The 22406-nt window shown below is 72.4% G+C and carries 25 protein-coding genes; 12 read left to right on the plus strand and 13 right to left on the minus strand.

The genetic code is table 11. The features are described 5' to 3' along the window. Positions 1-58: 58 nt before the first annotated feature. The gene (locus AUC44_RS05135; protein WP_062157684.1) at positions 59-1975 is read right to left on the minus strand and encodes a heavy metal translocating P-type ATPase; all 1917 of its coding nucleotides are present in this window, start codon (positions 1973-1975) and stop codon (positions 59-61) included. A 200-nt stretch (positions 1976-2175) separates the two neighbouring features. After that, a complete protein-coding gene (locus AUC44_RS05140; protein ID WP_062157685.1) occupies positions 2176-3654 on the minus strand; it encodes an NADP-dependent isocitrate dehydrogenase in 1479 nt (492 codons plus the stop codon). Between the two features lie 71 nt (positions 3655-3725). Here AUC44_RS05140 and AUC44_RS05145 point away from each other — a divergent pair, with 71 nt between their 5' ends. The 6 genes from AUC44_RS05145 (at position 3726) to AUC44_RS05170 (ending at position 9089) form a co-directional block, all read left to right on the plus strand. Then, entirely contained in the window at positions 3726-4004 is a 279-nt protein-coding gene (locus AUC44_RS05145; RefSeq protein WP_062157686.1) for a helix-turn-helix transcriptional regulator, read from the plus strand. A 231-nt stretch (positions 4005-4235) separates the two neighbouring features. After that, positions 4236-5378, plus strand: a complete 1143-nt coding sequence (locus AUC44_RS05150) for an ABC transporter substrate-binding protein (RefSeq protein WP_062157687.1) — start codon at positions 4236-4238, stop codon at positions 5376-5378. Between the two features lie 141 nt (positions 5379-5519). Further along, positions 5520-6569 carry a branched-chain amino acid ABC transporter permease gene (locus tag AUC44_RS05155; protein WP_062157688.1) on the plus strand — a complete coding sequence of 350 codons (1050 nt, stop codon included), beginning with the start codon at positions 5520-5522 and terminating at the stop codon, positions 6567-6569. Next, positions 6566-7672, plus strand: coding sequence for a branched-chain amino acid ABC transporter permease (locus AUC44_RS17260; protein ID WP_062157689.1), 1107 nt, complete (start codon positions 6566-6568; stop codon positions 7670-7672). The genes AUC44_RS05155 and AUC44_RS17260 overlap by 4 nt, the downstream gene beginning before the upstream one ends. Then, complete coding sequence (locus AUC44_RS17265) at positions 7582-8376, plus strand: ABC transporter ATP-binding protein (RefSeq protein ID WP_335338682.1); 795 nt, start codon at positions 7582-7584, stop codon at positions 8374-8376. Before AUC44_RS17260 ends, AUC44_RS17265 begins: the two co-directional genes overlap by 91 nt. Then, on the plus strand, positions 8373-9089 hold the full coding sequence (locus AUC44_RS05170) for an ABC transporter ATP-binding protein (protein ID WP_062157690.1): 717 nt from the start codon (positions 8373-8375) through the stop codon (positions 9087-9089). The genes AUC44_RS17265 and AUC44_RS05170 overlap by 4 nt, the downstream gene beginning before the upstream one ends. Positions 9090-9126: 37 nt before the next feature. Here the strand turns inward: AUC44_RS05170 and AUC44_RS05175 are convergent, their stop codons facing one another. The 4 genes from AUC44_RS05175 to AUC44_RS05190 all read right to left on the minus strand — a co-directional run bounded on the left by AUC44_RS05175 (position 9127) and on the right by AUC44_RS05190 (position 11539). Then, a complete protein-coding gene (locus tag AUC44_RS05175; RefSeq protein ID WP_062157691.1) occupies positions 9127-9393 on the minus strand; it encodes a hypothetical protein in 267 nt (88 codons plus the stop codon). Positions 9394-9402: 9 nt separating this feature from the next. Continuing rightward, on the minus strand, positions 9403-9846 hold the full coding sequence (locus AUC44_RS05180; RefSeq protein WP_062157692.1) for a response regulator: 444 nt from the start codon (positions 9844-9846) through the stop codon (positions 9403-9405). 235 nt (positions 9847-10081) lie between these two features. After that, positions 10082-10918, minus strand: coding sequence for a hypothetical protein (locus AUC44_RS05185; protein ID WP_231724537.1), 837 nt, complete (start codon positions 10916-10918; stop codon positions 10082-10084). A gap of 99 nt (positions 10919-11017) precedes the next feature. Beyond that, a complete protein-coding gene (locus AUC44_RS05190) occupies positions 11018-11539 on the minus strand; it encodes a DUF4388 domain-containing protein (protein ID WP_062157694.1) in 522 nt (173 codons plus the stop codon). Positions 11540-11621: 82 nt separating this feature from the next. Between AUC44_RS05190 and AUC44_RS05195 the strand changes: the two genes are divergently transcribed. The 5 genes from AUC44_RS05195 (at position 11622) to AUC44_RS05215 (ending at position 15663) form a co-directional block, all read left to right on the plus strand. After that, the gene (locus tag AUC44_RS05195) at positions 11622-12623 is read left to right on the plus strand and encodes an ADP-ribosylglycohydrolase family protein (protein ID WP_062157695.1); all 1002 of its coding nucleotides are present in this window, start codon (positions 11622-11624) and stop codon (positions 12621-12623) included. Then, entirely contained in the window at positions 12620-13171 is a 552-nt protein-coding gene (locus AUC44_RS05200) for a nucleotidyltransferase family protein (protein ID WP_062157696.1), read from the plus strand. The genes AUC44_RS05195 and AUC44_RS05200 overlap by 4 nt, the downstream gene beginning before the upstream one ends. A gap of 100 nt (positions 13172-13271) precedes the next feature. Then, on the plus strand, positions 13272-13490 hold the full coding sequence (rpmE, locus tag AUC44_RS05205; protein WP_046844910.1) for a 50S ribosomal protein L31: 219 nt from the start codon (positions 13272-13274) through the stop codon (positions 13488-13490). A gap of 111 nt (positions 13491-13601) precedes the next feature. Then, on the plus strand, positions 13602-14213 hold the full coding sequence (locus tag AUC44_RS05210) for a thymidine kinase (protein ID WP_062157697.1): 612 nt from the start codon (positions 13602-13604) through the stop codon (positions 14211-14213). A gap of 94 nt (positions 14214-14307) precedes the next feature. Continuing rightward, positions 14308-15663: an HD-GYP domain-containing protein gene (locus tag AUC44_RS05215; protein WP_335338683.1), complete on the plus strand. Its 1356-nt coding sequence runs from the start codon at positions 14308-14310 to the stop codon at positions 15661-15663. 24 nt (positions 15664-15687) lie between these two features. Here the strand turns inward: AUC44_RS05215 and AUC44_RS05220 are convergent, their stop codons facing one another. Continuing rightward, positions 15688-16599, minus strand: coding sequence for a carbohydrate kinase family protein (locus tag AUC44_RS05220; RefSeq protein WP_062157699.1), 912 nt, complete (start codon positions 16597-16599; stop codon positions 15688-15690). 234 nt (positions 16600-16833) lie between these two features. Between AUC44_RS05220 and AUC44_RS05225 the strand changes: the two genes are divergently transcribed. Beyond that, complete coding sequence (locus AUC44_RS05225) at positions 16834-17115, plus strand: hypothetical protein (protein WP_157445174.1); 282 nt, start codon at positions 16834-16836, stop codon at positions 17113-17115. Positions 17116-17133: 18 nt separating this feature from the next. Here the strand turns inward: AUC44_RS05225 and AUC44_RS05230 are convergent, their stop codons facing one another. The 6 genes from AUC44_RS05230 to AUC44_RS05255 are packed head-to-tail and all read right to left on the minus strand — an operon-like array spanning position 17134 to position 22405. Next, a complete protein-coding gene (locus tag AUC44_RS05230) occupies positions 17134-17634 on the minus strand; it encodes a GNAT family N-acetyltransferase (protein ID WP_062157701.1) in 501 nt (166 codons plus the stop codon). Positions 17635-17652: 18 nt separating this feature from the next. Then, entirely contained in the window at positions 17653-18249 is a 597-nt protein-coding gene (locus AUC44_RS05235; protein ID WP_062157702.1) for a Rieske (2Fe-2S) protein, read from the minus strand. Next, positions 18246-19298, minus strand: coding sequence for a c-type cytochrome (locus AUC44_RS05240; protein WP_231724538.1), 1053 nt, complete (start codon positions 19296-19298; stop codon positions 18246-18248). The genes AUC44_RS05235 and AUC44_RS05240 overlap by 4 nt, the downstream gene beginning before the upstream one ends. Beyond that, a complete protein-coding gene (locus AUC44_RS05245) occupies positions 19295-19783 on the minus strand; it encodes a cytochrome c-type biogenesis protein (RefSeq protein ID WP_062157703.1) in 489 nt (162 codons plus the stop codon). The genes AUC44_RS05240 and AUC44_RS05245 overlap by 4 nt, the downstream gene beginning before the upstream one ends. Continuing rightward, complete coding sequence (locus tag AUC44_RS05250; RefSeq protein ID WP_082688956.1) at positions 19780-20388, minus strand: TlpA family protein disulfide reductase; 609 nt, start codon at positions 20386-20388, stop codon at positions 19780-19782. The genes AUC44_RS05245 and AUC44_RS05250 overlap by 4 nt, the downstream gene beginning before the upstream one ends. A gap of 40 nt (positions 20389-20428) precedes the next feature. After that, positions 20429-22405 carry a heme lyase CcmF/NrfE family subunit gene (locus tag AUC44_RS05255; protein ID WP_062157704.1) on the minus strand — a complete coding sequence of 659 codons (1977 nt, stop codon included), beginning with the start codon at positions 22403-22405 and terminating at the stop codon, positions 20429-20431. Position 22406: the final 1 nt, after the last annotated feature.

Here is a 22406-nt window from a genome sequence, read left to right on the forward strand (position 1 = left end):
TGGTGCAGGGGACGGGGGCAGCCGACCACCGTCGTCACTGCCCCCGTGCGCCGCCCGCCTATACCCGGTGGCGCAGCAGGCGCAGGCCCATGAACACCACGAACACCGTGCCGCCCTCGTGCGCCAGGACGCCCAGCGGCAGCGGCACCTTGCCCGCCACGGCGAGCGGCGCGACGATCAGGATTACCCCGAACGCGAAGGCGAGGTTGGTGATCACGGTGCGCCGCGCGTCCCGGGCCAGCCGGACCGCGCCCGCCAGTTTCCCGAGGTCGTTCTGCATGAGCACCACGTCCGCGCTCTCGATGGCGACGTCGGTGCCCGAGGCGACCGCCACGCCCAGGTCGGCGCGGGCCAGGGCGGGGGCGTCGTTCACGCCGTCCCCGACCATGGCGACCGGGCCGGGCAGCTCCCCGATCAGGCGCAGCTTGTCCTCGGGCAGCAGGCCCGCGCGGAACTCGCTGAGGCCCACCTCGGCGGCCACCGTGCGGGCCACCTCCTCGCGGTCGCCGGTCAGCATGACGCGGTGCGTGACGCCGCTGGCCTTCAGGGCGTCCAGCGCGGGGCGGATGTCGGGCCGCAGGGCGTCCGCGACGCCCATCACGCCGCTCACGCGGGGGCCGACGCCCACGATGACGCTGGAGCTGCCGCGCGCGCCCATGTCACCCAGGGCCGCCTGCTGCGCGGCGTCCAGGGTCGCGCCCTGCCTCTGCGCGAGGCGGAGGTTCCCTGCCCACGCGACCTGCCCGTCCGGCAGACGGGCCTCGATGCCGTGCCCGGGAATCGCCTGCGCGTCCGTGACCGTCAGGGGGGTCACGCCACGCTCGCGGGCAGCGGTGACGATCGCCTGCGCGATGGGGTGCTCGCTGTGGGCTTCCAGTCCGGCGGCCAGCGCCAGGGCCTGCGCGTCGTCCTCTGCGTGCACGGCGGTCAGGGTCATGCGGGCCTGGGTCAGTGTGCCGGTCTTGTCGAACGCGACGGTCTGCACGCCCGCCAGGGCGTCCAGCGCGGCGCTGCTCTTGAACAGCACCCCGGCGCGCGCGGCGGCCGCCATCGCCGAGAGCATCACGGCGGGCGTGCTGATCACCACGGCGCAGGGGCTGGCGACCACCATGAATGTCATGGCGCGGTACCACGCGTCGTCCACGCTCAGGCCGAAGCCGTATCTGAGCAGGGCGTATGCGGCGGGCACGAGGGCCAGCACGATCATCGCGTACGGGCTCTCCCAGCGTTCGGTGAGGCTCTCGGTGCGGCTCTTCTGCGTCTGCGCCTGCTCCATCAGGCCCACCAGCCGCGCCAGGGTGCTCTCGCCTGCCGGGCGGACCACTTCGGCCTCCACGCTGCCGTTCAGGTTCACGGTGCCGGACGCCAGTTCCGCGCCGGGCACCTTGTCCACCGGGACGCTCTCGCCGGTGATGGGGCTCTCGTCCACGCTCGTCTGGCCCCGGATGACCCGCGCGTCGGCGGCGACGCGCTCGCCGGGCCGCACGACGAGCAGGTCCCCGATGCGGATCTCGCCCAGCTCGCACCACCTCTCCACGCCGTCCCGGCGGACGGTGGCGCCCTCGGGGTTCAGGTCCATCAGGGCCTGGATGGCGCTGGACGTGCGGCCCATCGCCCAGTCCTGCAGGGTGTTGCTCAGGCTGAACAGAAAGAGGAGGATCGCGCCGTCCGCCGCCTGCCCGATGCTCGCCGCGCCCAGGGCCGCGAGCACCATCAGCAGGTCCACGTCCAGTTTGCGCTCTGCGAACAGCGAGTGCAGCGCCTCGCGCCCGGCGGGAATGCCGCCCGCCAGGAACGCCGTGACGTACCCGGCCCACTGCAGGGCCGGGAGGTGCAGGAGGTACTGACCGGTCAGGCCCACGAGCAGGCCCGCCAGGGTCAGGGCGGTCAGGGTGACGGCGCGGCGCAGCTCCGGCGACATCGTGAAGTGCGGCTCAGGCCGGGCGCTCGGGGGGGTGAGGGTCTGGGTGGTCACGGGGGGCCTCCGGAGTGGGGGAGAGGGACGACCCTCCTTAATAGGAAGGATTCTCAATAAGAGAATTCTACTCCCCCCGCCCCCCGAACTCAACGCAGAACACCCACCGGAATGCTCGGCAATCCCGGCCCCAGAACAGGCGAGGGGGCCGCCCCCTTCCACGCGAGAAGAAGGCGGCCCTCCGTCAGACCGTCTGCCTGTTACTGCCCCTGACCCATCGAGAAGCCCGGCACGCCGTCGAAGGTGTACAGGTGCTCGGTCTTGATGAAATCCAGCCCGCTGCCCAGCAGCGCCGTTAGCAGCGCCACCACGTCCGCGTGCTCTACCGGCTCGTCCGCGCCCGCCAGGAAGCGGCAGCGCCAGTGGTCCGCGCGGAACGTCTCCGGCTGCCCGCCCGGCCAGACCTTCACGCCCCGGTTCGTGATCATGCTCAGCCGCAGCCGCCCGGTCGCCAGCGCCTCCAGCCGCGCGGCCAGCACCGCCGGGTCCCGGTCCGCCTCGGCCCACTCGAAGAACACGTCCGTGCCCACCAGGGTCTTCACCACGTCCCGGCGCCCCGGCTGCGGCGCGGGCGCCGGCAGCTGCCCCGGGCCCCGGCGCGCGGCGGGCAGCACCTGCGGCTCCTGCCCCAGCCGGGCGATCACGGCGTCCGCGAACTCGCGCGTGCCGACCCGCTCGCGGGTGTGTTCCCCCGCGATGTCGGCGGTGTGCACGCCGTCTTCCAGGGCGCGCAGCCACGCGTTCTGCACCCGCACCGCCACGTCGTGCTGCCCCAGGTGCCCCAGCATCATGACCGCCGCCTGCAGCAGCCCGCCGGGGTTGGCGACGTTCTGCCCGGCGATGTCCGGCGCGCTGCCGTGAATCGCCTCGAACAGCGCGAAGCTCGGGCCGATGTTCGCGCTGCCCGCCAGCCCCACCGAGCCCGTCACCTCGGCCGCCACGTCACTGATGATGTCCCCGTACAGGTTCAGGGTCACGACCACGTCGTAGCGTTCGGGGCGGGTCGCCAGCCGCGCGGTGCCGATGTCGATGATCTGGTGCTCCTGTTCGAGGTCCGGGTACTCGGCGCCGATCTCGCGGAACACCTGATGGAACAGGCCGTCCGTGAGCTTCATGATGTTGTCCTTGCTCAGCGCCGTGACCTTGCGCCGCCCGTGCGCGCGGGCGTACTCGAAGGCGTAGCGCACGATCCGCTCGCAGCCGTCCCGCGTGACGAGTTTCAGGCACTGCACGACCTCGCGCGTCTGGCGGTGCTCGATCCCGGCGTACAGGTCCTCCTCGTTCTCGCGGATGATCACCACGTCCGTGCCCGCGTGGTGGCTGGGTACGAACGGCGCGTAGGCGCGGCAGGGCCGGACGTTGGCGTACAGGCCCAGCGTCTTGCGCAGCGTGACGTTCAGGCTCTTGTACCCGCCGCCCTGCGGGGTGGTGATGGGCGCTTTCAGGAGCACGCCCGCCGCGCGCAGGGTCTCCCAGGTGTCGGGCGTGAAGCCGCTGGTGTGGCCCTCGCGGTACACGGCCTCGCCGATGCGGATCGGGACGGGCTGGATGCGCGCCCCGGCGGCGGCCAGGATCCGCAGGGTGGCGTCCATGATTTCGGGGCCGATGCCGTCCCCATGGGCGACGGCGACGGTGGTGAGGGGCGCGGCGGCAGTGGTCTCCAGGGTGAGTTGCGTCATGATTCCTCCAAAGAGCGACATTAAATACGCGAAAAGTATGTCGTATTTTGTGTGCTAAGGTCAACCTACCCATGACCACGCCCGCCCCGTGGACGTTCCTGACCAACCACACCCACGTCCTGCTGTGCCTCCAGCAGCGCCCCGGCGACACCCTGCGCGAGGTCGCCGTGCGCGTCGGCATCACCGAACGCGCCGTGCAGCGCATCGTCCGCGACCTCGAGGACGCCGGCGTCCTGACCCGCGAACGCCAGGGCCGCCGCAACACCTACCGCCTCCAGCCCAGCGCGCCCCTGCGCCACCCCCTCGAAGCCCACCACAGCGTCGGCGAACTCCTCGACCTGCTGCGCTGAGCAGGCCACCGGCGCGTGCCACTGTCCGGTCCCGGACACCGTCCGCCCGGCCCGGAACCGCCCCGGCACGGCCGCACCACGCCGTCCCGGCATCTGCCCGGACAGCCAGGCGGGACGCCGGGTGCACGCTCGCGCCGCCGCCCGGGCCGCCTGTGCCATACTCCCGGCACCCACAGTTCAACCGCCCCCGGCCCCGCAACGACGCGGTGGGCTGACCCACGGAGGTACCCCATGAAGAAGGCACTGTTCCTGAGCGTCCTGGCCCTGTCGTCCCTCGCCGCCGCCGAAATCCGCGTGGGCGTGATCGTCTCCGCGACCGGCCCCGCCGCCAGCCTCGGCATCCCCGAGAAGAACACCGTGGCCCTGCTGCCGCAGACCATCGCCGGGCAGCCGGTCGTGTACACCGTCCTCGACGACGCCTCCGACACCACCGCCGCCGTCACGAACGCCCGCAAACTCATCCAGGAAGGCAAGGTCGACCTGATCATCGGCACGACCACCACCCCCGCCTCCCTGGCCATGATCGACGTCGTGGCCGAGGCCAAGGTGCCCATGATCAGCCTCGCCGCCAGCGAGGGCATCATCAAGCCCGTGGACGCCAAGCGCGCCTGGGTATTCAAGACCCCCCAGACCGACGCCCTGATGGCCGCCGCCATCGTGCAGCACATGGTGCAGAACAAGGTCCGCACCATCGGCTACATCGGCTTCAACGACGCCTACGGCGAGGGCTGGGCCAGCGAACTCAAGAAGAACGCCGCCGCGCGCGGCCTGAAGGTCGTCGCGGAGGAACGCTACGGCCGCAGCGACACCAGCGTCACCGGCCAGATCCTCAAACTCGTGGCGGCCAGGCCCGACGCGATCCTGATCGGCGCGTCCGGCGTGCCCGCCGTCCTGCCGCAGAAAGCCCTGAAAGACCGCGGGTACGCGGGCAAGATCTACCAGACGCACGGCGTCGCCAACGCCGACTTCCTGCGCGTCGGGGGCCGCGACGTCGAGGGCGCGATCCTGCCCGCCGGGCCCGTCCTCGTGGCCGACCAGCTGCCCGGCACCAACCCCACCCGCAAGGTCGGGCTGGCCTACATGAACCTCTACGAGGCGAAGTACGGCAAGGACACCGTGAGCACCTTCGGCGCGCACATGTGGGACGCGGGCCTGCTCATGCAGAAGGCCGTCCCTGCCGCCCTGAAGAAGGCCAAGCCCGGCACGCCCGCCTTCCGCGAGGCGCTGCGCGACGCCCTGGAAGGCACCCGCAACGTCATCGGCGCGCACGGCATCTTCAACCTGAGCGCGACCGACCACCTGGGCCTCGACGCCCGCAGCCGCGTCATGGTGCAGGTCGTGGACGGCACCTGGAAACTGCTGCCCAGCCGCTGACCCTGCTCCCCCCGCCGGCCCGGCGCGCTCACGGCAGGTGAGGGCCGGGCCGGTTGCCCCGCCGCTGCGCCCAGCCGCTGCCCCCGCCCCCTCACTCCATCCGGGCTGCCCCCACGGGCGGCCGAAAGGCGCGAATCCCCCATGCAGATCTTCGACCCGAGTATCTTCCCGATCCTGGCGGCGGACGGCCTCACGAACGGCGCGGTGTACGCGCTGCTGTCGCTGTCGCTGGTGCTGGTGTTCGCCGTGACCCGCGTCATCTTCGTGCCGCTGGGCGAATTCGTCGTGTTCGGCACCCTGACCCTGGCCGCCCTTCAACTCGGCCGCGTGCCCGGCACCCTGACCCTGGTGCTGATCCTGCTCGGCCTCGCCGCCCTGATGGACGCCGCCGGGCACCTGCGCCGGCGGCAGGCCGGGCGCGCCGCCCTGACGCTGGGCGGCGCGCTGGTGCTGGGCGGGTGTGCCTGGGCGCTGACGCACTGGCTCGCGCCGCTGAAGCCCCCCCTCCCGGTGCAGGTGCTCCTGACCCTGGCGCTCGTCGCGCCGCTGGGGCCGCTGCTGTACCGCACGGTCTTCCAGCCGCTCCAGAACGCCACCGTCCTCGTGCTGCTCATCGCGTCCGTGGCCCTGCACCTCGTCCTGACCGGCGTGGCGCTGGTGTTCTTCGGCCCGGAAGGCTCCCGCACGCCACCCTTCGCTGAAGGGAACGTCACGCTGGGACAGGTGACGCTCAGCACCCAGAGCCTGCTCGTGATGCTCGTCTCGGCCCTGCTCATGCTGGCGCTGTACCTGTTCTTCGAGCGCACCATGCCCGGCAAGGCCCTGCGCGCCACCGCCGTCAACCGCCTCGGCGCGCGGCTCGTCGGCATCAGCCCGTCCGCCGCCGGCACGCTGACCTTCACGCTGGCCGCCCTGATCGGGGCGCTGGGCGGCATGCTGATCGGCCCGTCGGTCGCCATGACTTACGACAGCGGCTTCCTGATCGGCCTCAAGGGCTTCGTCGGCGCCATCATCGGCGGACTGGTCAGCTATCCGCTGGCGGCGGCGGGCGCCCTGCTGGTGGGCCTGATCGAGAGTTTCGCCTCGTTCAGCCTGTCGGGCTGGAAGGAGGTCATCGTGTTCACCCTGATCCTGCCCGTGCTGCTGTGGCGTTCCCTCGCCACCCGCCACACCCCGGAGGACGAGGAATGACCGTCCCCGCCGAGCCTGCCGCGCGGCGCGCCCTGCCGCTGCGCGCCGCGCTGAGCGTCCTGGCGGTCGTGATCGCCGCCGCGCTGCCCCTCGTCCTGCCGCTCTTTCAGGTGACGCTGCTCGTCAACGTCATCATCTTCGCCATCGTCGCCGTCGGGCTGGTCCTGCTCACCGGCATCCTGGGCCTGACGAGCTTCGGGCAGGCGGCCTTCATGGGCGTCGGCGCGTACACCACCGCCCTGCTGACCACCCAGGCCGGCTGGAGCCCCTGGCTGACCCTGCTCGCCGGCTTCGCCGTGACGGGCGTCATCGCGCTGATCCTGGGGCTCGTCACGCTGCGCATGCAGGGCCACTACCTGCCGCTCGCCACCATCGCCTGGGGCATCAGCCTGTACTACACGTTCGGCAACACCCCCGCGCTGGGCGGCTTCACCGGCCTGACCGACATCCCACCCATCGGGGTGTTCGGCGCGGCCCTGACCTCGCCCCGGCACTTCGCGTACCTCGCGCTGATCGCCCTGGGCCTGACCGGGCTGGGCGCGCAGTTCCTGCTGTCCTCCCGCACCGGCCGGGCCCTGCGCGCCCTGCGGGGCGGCCCCGTCGTCGCCGAGGCGTTCGGCGTGAACCCCTTCGCGCTGAAGGTGCAGGTGTTCGTCCTCAGCGCCCTGATGGCCTCGCTGGCCGGGTGGCTGTACGCGCACAGCCAGCGCTTCGTGAACCCCACGCCCTTCAGCCTCCAGGCCGGGATCGAGGCGCTGTTCATGACCGTCGTCGGCGGTCCCGGGCACGTGTGGGGCGCGCTGCTGGGTTCCGGGCTGATCACCACCCTGCGCGAGTGGCTGCGCGGCGCGCTGCCCGCCCTGATCGGCGCGCAGGGAAACTTCGAGGTGATCGTGTTCGGCATCCTGATCATCCTGACTCTGCAGTTCGCCCGGCGCGGCCTGTGGCCCCTGCTCGACCGCGCGCTGCCCGCCCCGCCCCCCGCGCCCCCGCCCGGGTGGGCGCCCTGCCCGTGCGGGCCAAGCCCCAGCCGGGCGCGCCCCTGCTGGAGGTCGAGCGGGCCGTCAAGCAGTTCGGCGGGCTGCGCGCCGTGTCCGACGTGAGCTTCAGCCTGCGCGCCGGGGAGATCCTGGGCCTGATCGGCCCGAACGGCGCGGGCAAGAGCACCCTGTTCAACCTCGTCACCGGCGTCAGCCCCGCCACGGGCGGCCGCGTCACCCTGGGCGGCCAGGAGGTCACGCGCCTCCCGGCCCGGCAGATCCACCGCCTCGGCGTGGCCCGCACCTTTCAGCACGTGCACCTGCAACCCGACCAGACCCTCCTGGCGAACACCATGATGGGCGGCTACGCCCGGGGCCGCGCCGGCCTGCTCGCCAGCCTCCTGCACCTCGAACGCGCCGAGGAAGCCGCGCTGCACCACGAGGCCCTGCGCCAGCTCGAGCGCGTCGGCCTCGGCCCGCACGCCTACACCCTCGCCGGGAACCTCGCGCTGGGCCAGCAGCGCATCCTCGAGATCGCGCGCGCCCTGGTTGCCGACCCCACCCTGCTCCTTCTCGACGAACCGGCCGCCGGTCTGCGCTACGGCGAGAAACTCGAACTGATCACGCTGCTGCGCCGCCTGCGGGACGAGGGCGTGACCATCCTGATCGTCGAACACGACATGAACCTCGTCATGACCCTCGTGGACCGGCTGGTGGTCATGAACTCCGGGGAAAAACTCGCGGAGGGCAGCCCGGACGAGATCCGCGCCCACCCCGCCGTGCGCGAGGCGTACCTGGGCGTCGACCTTGAGGAGGGCGCCGCGTGACCCCGCCCACCCCACTGCTCGACGTCCGCGACCTGCACACCCGCTACGGCCGGGTGGAGGCCCTCGGCGGCGTGAGTCTCCAGGTGCCCCAGGGGCAGATCGTCAGCGTGATCGGCGCGAACGGCGCGGGCAAGACCACCCTGATGAACGCCGTCATGGGCGTCCTGCCCGCGCAGGGCCACCTGAACTATGCCGGCGAGGACCTGCGCGGCGTGCCCCTCGAGGGCCGCGTGGCGCGCGGCATCAGCCTCGTGCCCGAACGGCGCGAACTGTTCGCGTCCATGACCGTGCAGGACAACCTCCAGCTCGGCGCGTACCTGCGCCGCCGCCAGCCCTGGCGCGCCGACCTCGACACCGTCTACGGCCGTTTTCCCCGCCTGCACGAACGCCGCACCCAGCTCGCCGGGACGCTCTCCGGCGGGGAGCAGCAGATGCTCGCCATCGGCCGCGCCCTGATGACCCGCCCCCTCCTGCTGCTCCTCGACGAACCCAGCCTGGGCCTCGCCCCGCTGATCGTGCGCGACATCCTGCGGATCGTGCAGCGCCTGCGCGACGACGGCGTGACCATCCTGCTCGTCGAGCAGAACGCCCGCGCCAGCCTCGCCATCAGCGACAGCGCCTACGTCCTCGAGACCGGACAGGTGACCCTCAGCGGCCCCGCGGCGACCCTGGCCCGCGACGAGAGCCTCACTGCCAGTTACCTGGGTGGGTAGACCGCCCATCCCCGCGGCCTGACGTCGCCCGCCGCAGCTACTCCAGCTGCGGCTGACGTTTCGGACTGAGGGAGCGGTCGAGCGTGCCGAGAAAGTAGGCGAACGTGAGTCCCTGACGCGGCAGCGTGGCGGAGGGTGCCACGTCCGGACGCAGGGGGGCCAGCCGGAAGCCGTCCTCGTACGCGTCGATCAGGGTCTCCAGGGCGACGTCGGCGGACTCGGCGGACAGGGACGTGTCCACGGCGAACTCGAGGAGCCGTCGCCGGATGGCGGAGCGCGCTGGGAGGGGCAGGGAGTTGGGCATCAGGGGAAGTTACGACTGGGGGGACATGCTGCACATCAGGTGCCAGTACGTCACGAGGGTATGCACCTGCTGTTGGAATTCGGTAAACGTGCCGGGCTTGATGAGGTAACTGACGGCGCCCTGCGCGTAGGCGGCGGTGATGTCCGCCGAGTCGGCGGACGTGGCCAGCACCACGACGCGCACCTGCGTCAGGGCAGGGTCGTCCCGGATGAGGTTCAGCAGGGTCAGCCCGGGTGAGCCGGGCATGTTCAGGTCCAGCAACACGAGATCCGGGGCCGCGCCGCTCGCGGCCTCGCGGCGCAGCCAGGCGAGCGTGTCACGGGGGTCGGGAAGGACATGCAGCCGGGCGAGATCGGCGTACGGTTCGAAGGCCGCTTCGGCCAGAAGCTGAGCCGCGGGTTCATCGTCAACCAGAAGAATCTGAAGAGGACGGAGAGGAGTGATGAGACTCATCCCTTGCAGGGTGGCAGAAGTGACAGGAGCCGCAAAGAGTGGCTGGACACTGCCAGAGCCTTTGTCTACTGATCGCCCGGCGCGACCGAGGCCGTGGCGGCTCCTGCGCGCCAGTCAGGCGTTCGGCACCACGCGCCGGCGCCCAGGCCCGAACGCAGGAAGGCGACCCGGAGGCCGCCTTGATTTCTTCACGCTGGGGCGCTATTCACCCGGGGGCAAGCCTGCGCCGCGTCCCCTATCTGGTTTCGGCGGCGAGGTTCAGCACGGCCTTTTTCAGTGTGACGGCCCCGGCTCCGGCGGCCAGCACCTCACCGGTGGCGCCGTCCACGATCCGGGCGACGGCGCGCGCGGCGCCGCTCCCGTCCGGTTCCACGCTGATCTCCAGGCGTTGCCCGTGCCCGAGGCTGGTGGCGGCGGTGTTCAGGCACCAGTCGGCCCAGTTGATCTTCTCGGGCGGCGGGGCGCTCGCCTTCGCCTCCTGTTTCTCGCGGTACGCCTGGGTCTTCTGGTCCACGTGGGTGCGGATGACCTCGAAGCGCTCGGGGTTGCTCAGGGTGTCGAAGGGCACCTCGTCGCCGCTGTCCGGGTGGTGCACCAGCGCGTCGGGCTGCAATTTCTTCACGACGCTCGCCATGATGCGCACCTCGGCGGCCGGGACGTCCCAGGGCGCGTCGTCCTCGTGGTCCGGCCCGGGCTGGGTGCCGGGGGCGGCGGTCTCCACGAGGCGCGCGACCACGCGCTGCTGTTCGGGTTCCAGTTCCGTGATGATCCGGGCGGCGGCGCGGTACGAGCGGGCCTGCGCCTCGTTCTTCGGCTGGATGCCCAGCGGATCGAGGACCCTGGCCACGTCGGACGCGTCGATCAGCCGGCTGGCCTGCGGGGGCGTGAAGCCCCAGCGGTCCTGCAAGTAGGCCTCGAAGGAGTCGTACGAGGCGCGGTAGAAGCCGTTGTCGCGGATTTCCGAGAGGGCCTGCCCGGTGCGGCGGAAGTCACGCAGGCCGTCCCGGACGGTCTGTTCCAGGGCCGAGAGTCGCGCGGACTCGTGGGGAGCGAGGGGAGCAGCAGAGGTCACCTGCTGAGTATGCCGAACGGAGCAGGTCGCGGCCACTGCGCGGCGTGAGGCCGCAGGCGGTGACGCGGCGCCGGACGCGGCCACGCGGGGGCGCCGGGGTCAGTTGATCTCGATCAGCTCCGCCAGCAGGAACGGCTTGAGGGTGTCGAGGACCAGCCGGGGCGGGGCGGCCGTGCGCTCCAGCAGGGTGCGGATGTTGCCGCTGTCGGAGATCAGGTTCAGGATGCGGTACTGGGTGCGGGTCACGGGTTGCGTCTCGCTCCACTTGGCGGTGAACCGCAGGCGCCGGTTCCAGTCCGGGAAGGTGCGCAGCAGCGGTTCCCACGCGGCGTTGTCCTCCAGCAGCCGGCGCAGCGCCGGGTCGCGGCGCAGGTTCATGGTGCGGTTGGGGGGCGGCTGATCCACCTCGAAGGTGAACACCCCGGCGTCCAGACTGGCCATGAACTGCAGCGCGTGATCGCCCCGCAGCCGCCCCGCCTCGGCGTGCGTGATCTCGCCGCGTTCCAACCACAGCTGCCCGCCGCGGACGTGATCCACGCTGAGCCGCCCGGCGCGTCCGCTGGTCAGGAACATCTGCATGACGGACAGGAAGGGAAAGACTGCCAGATCGCCGCGTACCATAGGTAAGGCCCAGTGTAGGGTGCCTGCCCCCGCCACGCGAGGGGGCCCCCCGGCGGGGGCGGGCGCGTGCGAAGATCGGCACATGCCTGAAGCCCTGAACGTACTGCTGTCCCTGTGCGTGGCGGACGCGCTGGGCGCCGCGACGGAATTCAAGTCTCCCGACGTCATCCACGCCCGCTACGGCGCGAGCTTCCGCACCTATCAGCCGGGCAGCGTGTTCGGCTTCGCGCCCGGCGAGGCCACCGACGACAGCCAGATGGTCGTCGCCACCCTGCTGGGCGCGGCGCGGGGCGAGGGGCACGCGGGCGTCCTGACGGCGTTCCGGGAGTGGCTGGCGGCCGCGCCGCCGGACGTGGGCGGCCTGACCCGGCAGGCGCTGCGCGTCACCTTCACGCAGCCGCAGCGCCTGGACGGCGGGGCGCTGGCCTGGGAGCGCGGTGGGTTCGACGGCGCCGGCAACGGCGGGCTGATGCGGGTGGCCGCCGCGTGGCTGCTGGGGCACCGGGGCGCGGCGCTGGCGCGCGAGTCGGCGGTCCTGACGGCCCTGACCCACGCCGACCCGCGCTGCGTGTCCGCGTCCGTGTTCCTGACGGCGTTCATGGAGGCGCTGGCGGCCGGGCAGCCGTACGCGGCGGCGGCGCAGGCCGGACTGGGCGTCATGGACAGCCTGGACGCGCGGGACGTGCTGGTGGACGCCGGGGTGCTGGGGCTGCACACCCAGGACGCCCACCGCGCCTTCCGGGGCCGCGAGCGTGAGGCGCGCGCGCAGGTCCGCGCCCGCGTGCGCTCGGGGCTGGAGGGCACGGTCACCTCCCAGAGCGGGTATGTTCTCGACACGCTGGAGGCCGCCGTGGCCCACGCCCGACGGGAGGACTGGTGGGCGTGCGTGGAACCCGCCGTGCTGGGCGGTGACGACAGCGACACGGTCGCGTGCGTGGTGGGCGCCGTCGTGGGCGCGCGGGGCCTGGCGGTCCCGCCGGAGTTGCTGCCCGGCCTGCGCCTGGGGCACACCTGGCCCGGCTGGCAGCGCGAGTGGCCGGCCGCCGGGCACCTGACGGGCGTGCTGGCCCGCGCGCAGGCGTGACCGGGCAGGAGTGCCTGACCCTGGTGCGCCGCAATCCGGTCAACGCAGCCATCCTGGACCGGCTGCCGGCTCTGGGCGCCCCACAGGCGCACCTGACCGCCGGGGCGCTGTTCGGCACCGTCTGGAACCTCCTGTCCGGCCAGCCGCCCGGCGCGAACATCGCCGACTACGACCTGTTCTACTGGGACGCCGATCTGTCCTACGAGGCCGAGGACGCCGTGATCCGCCGGGCCGACGCGCTGTTCGCCGACCTGCCCGGCACGGTCGAGGTGCGCAATCAGGCGCGCGTGCACCTGTGGTTCCGGGAGAAGACCGGCCTGGAGCGCCCCGCCCTGAGGTCGGCCCGGGACGGCATCGATCAGTTCCTGGTGGAGTGCACCGCGCTGGGCATCGACGCGCGGGGCGAGATCTACGCGCCTTTCGGCCTGCGTGATCTGGCGGCCGGGCGGCTGCGGCTGAATCGCCAGAACCACACGCCCGGGCTGTACCGCGCCAAGGTGGAGTCCTACCGGCAGCGATGGCCGTGGCTGACGGACTGCGAGGCCTGAGCCCTCACCCGGCGCCCCGCCGGCGTGGTATACTGTCAGGGTTGCCCGCTACGCACATGCACCGGCCAGCCGGGGCGCAGACGTGGCGGAGGAGGCACCCATGAAGAAAGATATCCACCCCAAAGTCGTTCCTACCAAGATCATCTACCAGGGCAAAGTCGTGATGGAAACCCTGAGCACCAAGCCTGAAATCCACGTGGACGTGTGGAGCGGCGTGCACCCCTTCTGGACCGGCGAAGAGCGCTTCGTGGACACCGAAGGCCGCGTGGACAAGTTCAACAAGCGCTTCGGCGACAGCTACCGCAACAAGAAGAAGTAAGCCTTCAGTGCCTGCGCCGCCCTGCCCGTCCGTGGCCGGGCGGTTCTGCTTGTGCCGTCCGCCCCGGGGCCGGCCTGCCGATCCCGCGCGTGATCTGCGATACTCGCGGGCGTGCTGAAGTCCCCCTACCACGGCGGTCACCTGGAAGTCATCGTCGGTCCGATGTTCAGCGGCAAGAGCGAGGAACTCATCCGCCGCGTGACCCGCGCCGTGATCGCCCGGCAGCGCGTCCTGGTGTTCAAACCTGCCCTGGACGACCGCTACCACGAGTCGGCGGTCGCCAGCCACGCCGGACGCACCGTGCACGCCACGCCCGTGCGCGGCGCCGCCGACATCCGCGCGCAGCTGAGCGGCGAGGGCACCCTGCTGCACGCCCAGGGCGAGGTGCTGCCCGACGTGGTGGGCATCGACGAGGTGCAGTTCCTGGACGACGCGATCATCCCGCTGGCGCTGGAACTGGCCGACGCGGGCGTGCGCGTCATCCTGGCGGGACTGGACCAGGACTTCCGGGCCGAGCCCTTCGGGTTCATGCCCGAACTGCTGGCCCGCGCCGAGAGCGTCGAGAAACTGACCGCGATCTGCACGGTCTGCGGCGCCCCGGCCACCCGCTCGCAGCGCCTGATCGGCGGCCAGCCGGCCCGCTTCGACGATCCCGTGGTGCTCGTGGGCGCGCAGGAGAGCTACGAGGCCCGCTGCCGGGTCCATCACGTTCTGCGCAGCTGACCCCGGCCTCCCGCGCAGGGTGAGCAGCGAACGAATCCCCTGGACAGCGTCAAAAACGCCTGGGGTCCGGCGCAGGTGGTGGTATGCTGACCCGGTGCCCCGCTCAACCATGTGGTCTCATCTGGTACTGATCGGCGCGACTGCCCTGCTGCTCTACGCCACCTGGCAGCACCACGCCGCGCTGATGATCGGCGCGGCGCTGCTGCTGGCCGCCGCCACCGTCGGCGCGACCGGCCTGCGGCGCCTCCTGCCCCTGACCGCGTTTGCGCTGGCGTTCGTGGCGGCGCTGCTGCTGCCCGGCCCGCGTCTGGGCGTCCTCGACCTGCTGGCGGCGCTGCTGGTGCTGGCTGGCCTGGGCTTCCGCATCCTGCAGGAGCAGATCACCGCCCGGCAGCTGGCCTGGCAGCGCAACACCATCGCGGCCCTCCAGGCGGGCAGTGAGCGGCTGGCCGACGCGCGCGACGCCGACGCGATCATCCGCGCCGGGATCGGCATCCTGGACAAACTGCAGGTCGCGCCGAACCTCGCGTTCGTCGCCTACCGGCACGGCACGCCGCACATCCTGGCCGCCAAGGGCGCGTTCGAGGCCTTTCTGGAGCGGCCCATCCATCCCAGCGACAACAACAGCCGCAGCGTGCAGGCCGACCACTGGGTGGCCGAGGAGGCGCTGGCGCTGCTGAAGAAGCCGCAGCGGCGCCGGTTCCACGTGGCGCCCGTGTACGGCCGGGCCTCGAACCACCTGGGCGTGCTCATCCTGACCCGCAGTGAGTCCGACCCCTTCGACGAGCACGAGAAGAGCGTCGTGGCGTCCTTCGCCCGGCTGCTGGGCGCCCAGCTGGGCCAGTGGCACGCCATCCGTGACCTGCGCGACGCGAACGACCTCACCCTGCGCTCCCTGGGCGCCGCGCTGGAACACCGCGACGACGACACGGGCGGGCACACCACCCGCGTGGTCACCATGAGCGTCCGCCTGGCCCGCCGGCTCGGCTGGGACGAGGATCAGGTCAAGGCGCTGCGCTGGGGCGCGTATCTGCACGACCTGGGCAAGCTGGCCATTCCCGACTCGGTGCTGCACAAGCAGGGCGCGCTGGACCCCGGGGAACGCCGCGTCATCCAGACGCACACCACCATCGGCTACGACATGCTCCAGGACCTGCACTTCCTGCCCGCCGAGACGCTGGACCTGGTGCGCTACCACCACGAACGCTGGGACGGCACCGGGTATCCCAGCGGCCTGCGCGGACAGAACATCCCCGACACCGCGCGGCTGTTCACCATCGTGGACGTGTTCGACGCCCTGACCAACGCCCGGCCCTACAAGCCGGCCTGGACGCGGGACCGCGCGGTCAGCGAGATCCGCATGCAGGCCGGCCGGCAGTTCGACCCGCAGTACGTTGAGGCGTTCCTGCGCATGATGGCCGAACACGACGAAGCGCACCTCGTGGTGTAGGGATCACGCCGGGGGGGCGCGCCCTCAGTCCAGGCCGAGGTCCGCGCGGGTGGGGGCGTAGGCGCCGGCGTGGGCGCACGCGGCGGCGGCGGCGTCCAGCCCCACGCGCAGGTGGTCGCTCCACAGGGCGCCCTCGCGCTCGGTGGCGCTGACCAGCAGCCCCGCGCACAGGGCGTCCCCGGCGCCCACGGTATCCACCACCTGCACGGGCGTGGCGGGCAGGTCGGCGCGGCCCGCGCTGTGGTACAGGCTCGCGCCCTGGGCGCCGCGCGTGATCACGATCGGCGCTTTCGGGTTCAGGCCCCGCAGGCGGCGCAGCACGTCCGCCTCGGACTGCCCGGGGAAGAAGAACGCCAGGTCCTCGTCACTGAACTTCATGAGATCGGCGCGCCTGGCGACCCGCTCGAACACCGCCGGGTAGTCCGGGTGACGGTGCGTGATGCGGGCGTTCGGATCGAAGCTGACGCGCACGCCCGCCGCGCGGGCCTGGTCGATCAGGCCCAGCAGGGTGTCCGCCAGGGGCCAGCGGCTCAGGCTGATGCCGCCCACGTGCAGCCAGCGCGCCGCGCCCAGCCAGCCGTCCGGCAGGCGCGCGGGATCGAAGTGCAGGTCGGCGCTGTTCTCACCCAGGAAGCGGTACGCGGGCGGGTTCGCGGAGTACACCACGGCCAGCAGGGTGGGGAAGGGCACGCGTTGCAGGAACCGCAGGTCCAGCCCGGCCGCCTGCGAGGCGTGCAGGAGATCGTCGCCGAAGTTGTCCTGGCCGACGGCCCCCGCGAAGGCGCTGGGCACCCCCAGGGACGCGCAGGCCCGCGCGACGTTCCAGCCCGCGCCGCCCGGGTGGGCGTGCCAGGCGTTCCCGCCGGCGGTCACGAGGTCCGTCAGGGCTTCACCGGCGCTGACAATCAGGGGCAGGGTGATCTGGGGCAGGGACATGACCCACCCATCCTAGCGTGATGGTCACGAGGCCAGCCGGCCGAGCCGGGCCCCCTGTCTGACCTGCCCGGCGACGGCCGGCCGGAGGCCCACCCCCGGTCATGGGCTGATCATGCTGGCCGGCGCATCCTGACCCCAGGTGCGGGCCGCGCCACCTCCGGGGGGAAGGTCACGGCCCGGCCCCACCTGATCGTGCAGTGCCCGCTCCGCCTGTCCCCCACCCAGGAGGTCACCATGTCGTCCGACGCCATCCCCGAGTCCCCGCGTCCCGTCCGTCCGCACGATCTCAACGCCCTGGAAGACGACATCCGGGAGCTGAACACCGCCCTGCGTCACCTGGGCAGCCTGAGCCTGGAGGAACTGATCAAGATCATCCGGCAACCCGGCTGGACGACCCCGGCCGAATACGAGCTCGTGCGGGGGCTGGTGCAGCAGATGCGCGCCCAGGTGACCCTGACCGGCGACCTGCGCGCCACGCTGCTGCGCGGCGCGCAGGTCGCCGGCGCGAAAGCCTGACGGCCCGGGTCGCTGGGGTCAGGTCCCCGGGGTCGACACCGGCAGGCGGTAGAGCACCACCCGGAAGTCGAACACGTCCCGTTCCCCCATGGGCTCGAACCCGAAGGTCTCGTACAGGCGCCGCAGGGCGGGGCGGGTGGCGGCGGTGTCCAGCTTCAGCCAGGGCCGCCCCGCCGCCCGCGTGACCTGCGCGGCGTGCCCCAGCAGCGTGTGTGCCAGCCCCTGCCCCTGGCAGGCGGGGTGAACCGCCAGCTTGTGCAGGTACAGCGCCTCGCCGGGCGGGTCGTCCGGCCAGAAGGGCGGGTCGGTGTCCAGCAGACTGAACGCTCCGACCGCCGCCCCGTCCCGCCACGCGACGTGCCAGGTGGAGGCCGGGTAATGCCGCGCCAGCCGCTCGGGCGTGACGCTCGCCGGCGGCCAGAGAGTCCGCCCCAGCGCCTCCTGGTGGAGGGCGGTGGCCCGGACCACGCCGGCGGCCGCCTGGAGGTCACCCTGCGTGAAGTGAAGCGGGCTGGTCATGCCGCCCAGCGTAGCGCGTCACCCGCTGTACTCGGGGGCCGGCTCGATCCCGGTCGCCCAGACGTCCTGGCCGCGCACGTCCAGCCGCACGCGGGGCAGCGGCGCGAGGGCCTTGCCGAACACCGCCTCGCCGGCCTTGAGGGGATCGAACACCGAGTAGTGGCAGCGGCAGCCCAGCTGCGGGTGATCCTGCCCGCCCGGCGCGCGGTAGTTGAACGCGAAGGCCAGTACCTCGGCGTCCCGCACGAGGTTCACGTTGCAGCCCAGGTGCGTGCACACCCGCGAGAAGCCGGCCAGGTGGCCCCCGGGTACCTCGACGGATCCGCGCGTGGGGGCGGGCAGGCGCAGCAGCGTGCAGGGCCGCCCGGCGTAGGTGAAAGTCACCTCGGCCCAGTCGGTCCCCAGCTGCGTCAGCGCGGCGAGGCGCTGCGGCGCGGCGTCCTGGAAGGCGGGTGCCCCGGGCGTGCGTTTGGCGAAGGTCACGCGCGAGGCGTACCAGCCCATGTACCCGAAGGTCCCGACCGTGCCGGCCACCGGCAGCAGCCACCAGCGTTCGAGCAGCGCCCGGCGCGTCACGCGGCGCGCCTTCGGGCCAGCGGCACCCGGGTCGGTCACTGGCCCTCCCGCTGCCAGCCCTCGAGGACGTTGAGCAGCGCGGCCAGTTCGGCCGGTTTCAGGTCCGGGTAGGCGGGCATGGCGCCCTTGCCCTGCGTGATGACCTGCGACAGCGCCGCGCGCGTCAGGGTGGACTCGCGCAGGCTGGGGCCCACGCCCCCGCCGCCCGCCGGTCCGTGGCAGGACGCGCAGCTCGCGGCGTACACCCGCAGGCCCGGATCGCTGGTGTTCAGCCGCGCGCGCAGCGCCGTGATCAGTTCATCCGCGTCGCGGCCCTTCGGGTCGAGCGTGCGGTAGCGTTCCAGGGCCGCCAGGGCCGCCTGATCCTCGCCGAAGCGGGCCAGGGCGAAGCCCAGCAGCAGCTGCGATTCCGGTTCCTGGGGGGCCAGCTGCGCCCCGGTGCGGATCAGCAGCGCGGCCCGCTGGGCGTCCTCGGCGCTGATGGCCTGCCCGGTCTGCTCGCCGCGCGTGAGCAGCAGGATACCCAGGCGCCGCAGGGCCTCGGGCTGGCGCGGATCGAGTTTCAGGGCGTTCCCGTATGCCGTGACCGCCTGATCGAAGGTGTTCGAATCGAACGCCGCCTTGCCCCACGCCAGGTAATCCTCCGTCCGGCCACGGCGCTGCGCCTGCGCCTTCAGGGCCGGGAGTTTCAGCGCCGCCTGCACGTTCGCGGCCTCGTCGGTGGTCAGGCTGGCGAGCTGCCAGCGCGGCACGAAGGTCACGGCGCCCACGGCAGTCAGCAGCGCCGCGCCGCCCAGCAGCGCCAGCGCCAGCGTGCGGGTGCCCCGGCGGGTCCGCGGGGCGGGCGGCAGGGCGTCCAGGCCGCGCAGGGCCAGCGCCGCGCGCCGCTCCAGATCGGGCCGGCGGGCCTCGTCGGTCAGGGCCGCGAGGTCCGCGTACAGCCGGTCCCGCTCGGCCCCCAGGCGCGCGCGTTCCTGTGCGTCCGGATCGTCCGGCGTGCGGGTGCGCAGCGGTTCGGTCACCAGCCACACGCAGGCCAGCGCCACCAGCGCCAGCAGCAGCACGTTCAGCAGCACCGGGCCCGTCACGACTCGCCGCCTGTGCGGGTGTCGCGCTGCACCTGTGCGAGGTACGGGTCGAACCCGCCCGCGTCGTTCAGCGGCTCATCCGGCAGGTTCGCCGCCGGGCGGCTGCGGCGCAGGAACGCCCACAGCACCCCACCGCCGACCGCCAGCGCTGCCAGGGGCGCGCCCCACAGCAGCAGGTTCCGGCCCGATTTGGGCGGGTCGAGCAGCACGAAGTTCCCGTAGCGCTGCGAGAAGTACACGTAGATGTCCGTGTCGCCCTTCCCGGCCGCGACCTGTTCACGTACCGAGTCGCGCATCTTGCCCGAGATGGTGCTGCGCGAATCCGCGATGGATTCCCCGGTGTCGCACAGCGGGCAGCGCAGGTTCTTCTCGATGGCGAGCGCCCGCGCCTCCTGCGCCGGGGTCAGGGACGGTGTGGGCGCCGTCTGAGCCAGCGTGAAGGTCCCGCTCAGCAGCGCGCCCGTGAGCAGCAGTGCGCGCGTCATAGCCCGGGCACGCCGATCTTCTCCAGCCCCACGTTCAGGCGCTCGCGGGTCAGGCCGCCCCGGTCCATGTGCTGCACCACGCCGTCCCTGTCGATGAACACGGTCTCCGGGACGCCCGACACGCCGTAGTTCACGCCGGTGTTGATCCCGGGATCGCGCAGGTTCGGGTACGCCAGCGCGTACTCCTGGATGAAGTTGCGGGCGTTGCTCTCGTTCGTCTCCTGAAACAGGATGCCCACGATCGCCAGTCCGCCGCCGCCGCCCTGCCGCTCGCTCAGTTCACGGAACATCGGGGCTTCCTCGCGGCAGGGACCGCACCACGACGCCCAGAAGTTCACGACGACGGGGCGGCCCTTCAGGCTCGCCAGGGACAGCTCGGGGCCGTCCAGGCTCTTCAGGGTGAAGGCGGGGGCGGGCTTGCCGACCAGCGGCCCGCCGGTCGCGTTGTTGCTGGCCGGGGTGCGCAGCGCGACCGCCAGCACCGCCACCAGCACGAACGCGATGGCCGGGGGCAGCAGGCGGCGCCACAGCGGCGCGGGGGGCTTGGGCGCCGGGGTCTGGGACGCGGGGGCGGACTTCGGGGCAGAGGGGGTGGATTCGGTCATCACAGCTCCGTCAGAGTCAGGCAGGAAAGGGAGGAGGGGCTCAGTCGGTGGCGGGCGCCAGCCGGGCCGGGGCGGCCTGCGGGGCGCGGCGCGGGCTCACCAGCGTGAACGCGGCTCCCACGCACACGAGCAGCGTGCCCCACCAGATCCACGACACCAGCGGCGACTCGATCAGGCGCACGCTGGCCCACTGGCCCTTCTGGGTGTCCACGTTCGTCAGGACGAGGTAGGTATCACCGGTCAGGCCGTAGCGCACCGCCGGGGCGGGGAAGGCCGTGTCGCCCCCCTGGATATAGGTATTCAGGCGCGCGCCGAAGGGCCGCCCGTCGATCAGCACGCGCGCCACCACCGACTTCCCGTCGGGGCGGGTGACGGTGTCCAGGTCGGTCAGGGTCAGGTCCTCATTCAGCAGGTGCGCGGGCCTGTTCAGGTTCAGGGTGACCTGCGCGTCGCGGCGGTACGTGCCGCTGAACGCCAGCCCCAGCGCCAGCACGATCAGGCCCGCGTGCGACAGGTACGCCCCGTAACGGCGCGGCTGCGCGCGCAGCGTGCGGCCCAGTCCGCCGGCCTGCCGCGCCGCGCGGGCGGTCAGCAGGCCCAGGCCCAGCAGGTTGTACGCACTCAGGGCCACCGTCGCCAGCACGCCGGGGTGGCGCACGCCCAGCGCCAGCGCCAGCAGCGCCGCGCCTGCGCCCGCGATCAGCAGGGGCCGCAGCGCCCGCCACAGGCCCTGCCCGTCCGCGCGGCGCCAGGGCAGCAGCGGCCCCACGCCCATCAGCAGCAGCAGGCCCAGGCCCAGCGGAATGGCGAACGCGTTGTAGAAGGCCGGGCCCACGCTGGCGTCCCGGCGGCCCTGCACGGCCTCCACGATGGTGGGGAACAGCGTGCCCACCAGCACCATCACCGCGAACACCACGAACAGCCAGTTCCCGGCCAGGAAGGCGCCCTCGCGGCTCAGCGCGGCGGGCGGGTCGTTGTCGTCGCGCAGGTGCGGCGCGCGCCACGCGGCCAGCAGCGTCCCGGCCAGCAGCAGGAACGCCAGGAAGCCCAGGAACACCGGCCCCACCGGGCCGCCCGCGAAGGCGTGCACGCTCTGCACGATGCCGCTGCGGTTCAGGAAGGTGCCCAGCACGGTGCTCGCGTACGCCAGCACGATCAGCCACACGTTCCACGACCGCATCAGGCCCCGGCGTTCCTGGATCTGGATGGAATGCAGGAACGCCGTGGTCAGCAGCCACGGGATGAAGCTGGCGTTCTCGACCGGGTCCCAGGCCCAGTAGCCGCCCCAGCCGAGCGTCTCGTAACTCCACCAGCCGCCCGCCACGATCGCCGCCGTCAGGAACGCCCAGGCGACCAGCGTCCAGCGGCGCGTGACGACCACCCAGTGATCCGACAGCCGACCCGTCACCAGCGCCGCCACCGCGTACGCGAACGGCACGCTCAGGCCCACGAAGCCCAGGTACAGCAGCACGGGGTGCACCGCCATCATCCAGTGGTTCTGCAGCGCCGGGTTCGGGCCGCGCCCGTCCGCGACCAGTGTCGCCACCGGCGTGAACGGCGAGGCCACCGTGGCGCACACGCCCACGAAGAACACCAGACTGGCGAACATCGCCGCCAGCGCCCAGGGCCGCAGTGCGTCGCGGCGCAGCGTGACACTCAGGATGAACGCGTACCCGGCCAGCAGCCACGCCCACAGCAGGATGCTGCCCTCCAGCGCGCCCCACAGGCCCGTGACCTTCACCCAGGTGGGCGAGGCGCGCATGGAGTGCTCGGCGACGAACCGCACCGTGAAATCGTCCCGCAGCAGCGCCGCGAGCAGCACCAGCGTGCCCAGGCTGACGAGCGCGAACACCGCCCAGGTGGCCCGGCGCGCGGCCTCCGTGACGCGCGGGTCACGCCGCGCGCCGCCCAGCAGCGCCAGCAGCAGCCCGGCCACGCTGAACAGCAGCGCGCCCAGCAGGCTCAGCTGCCCCAGCGCCCCGGACGCACTGGACGAAAACGAGATCAGGTTCAGCACA

Origin of the sequence: Deinococcus actinosclerus, from assembly GCF_001507665.1 — a bacterium.
GTDB classification, from domain to species: Bacteria; Deinococcota; Deinococci; order Deinococcales; family Deinococcaceae; genus Deinococcus; species Deinococcus actinosclerus.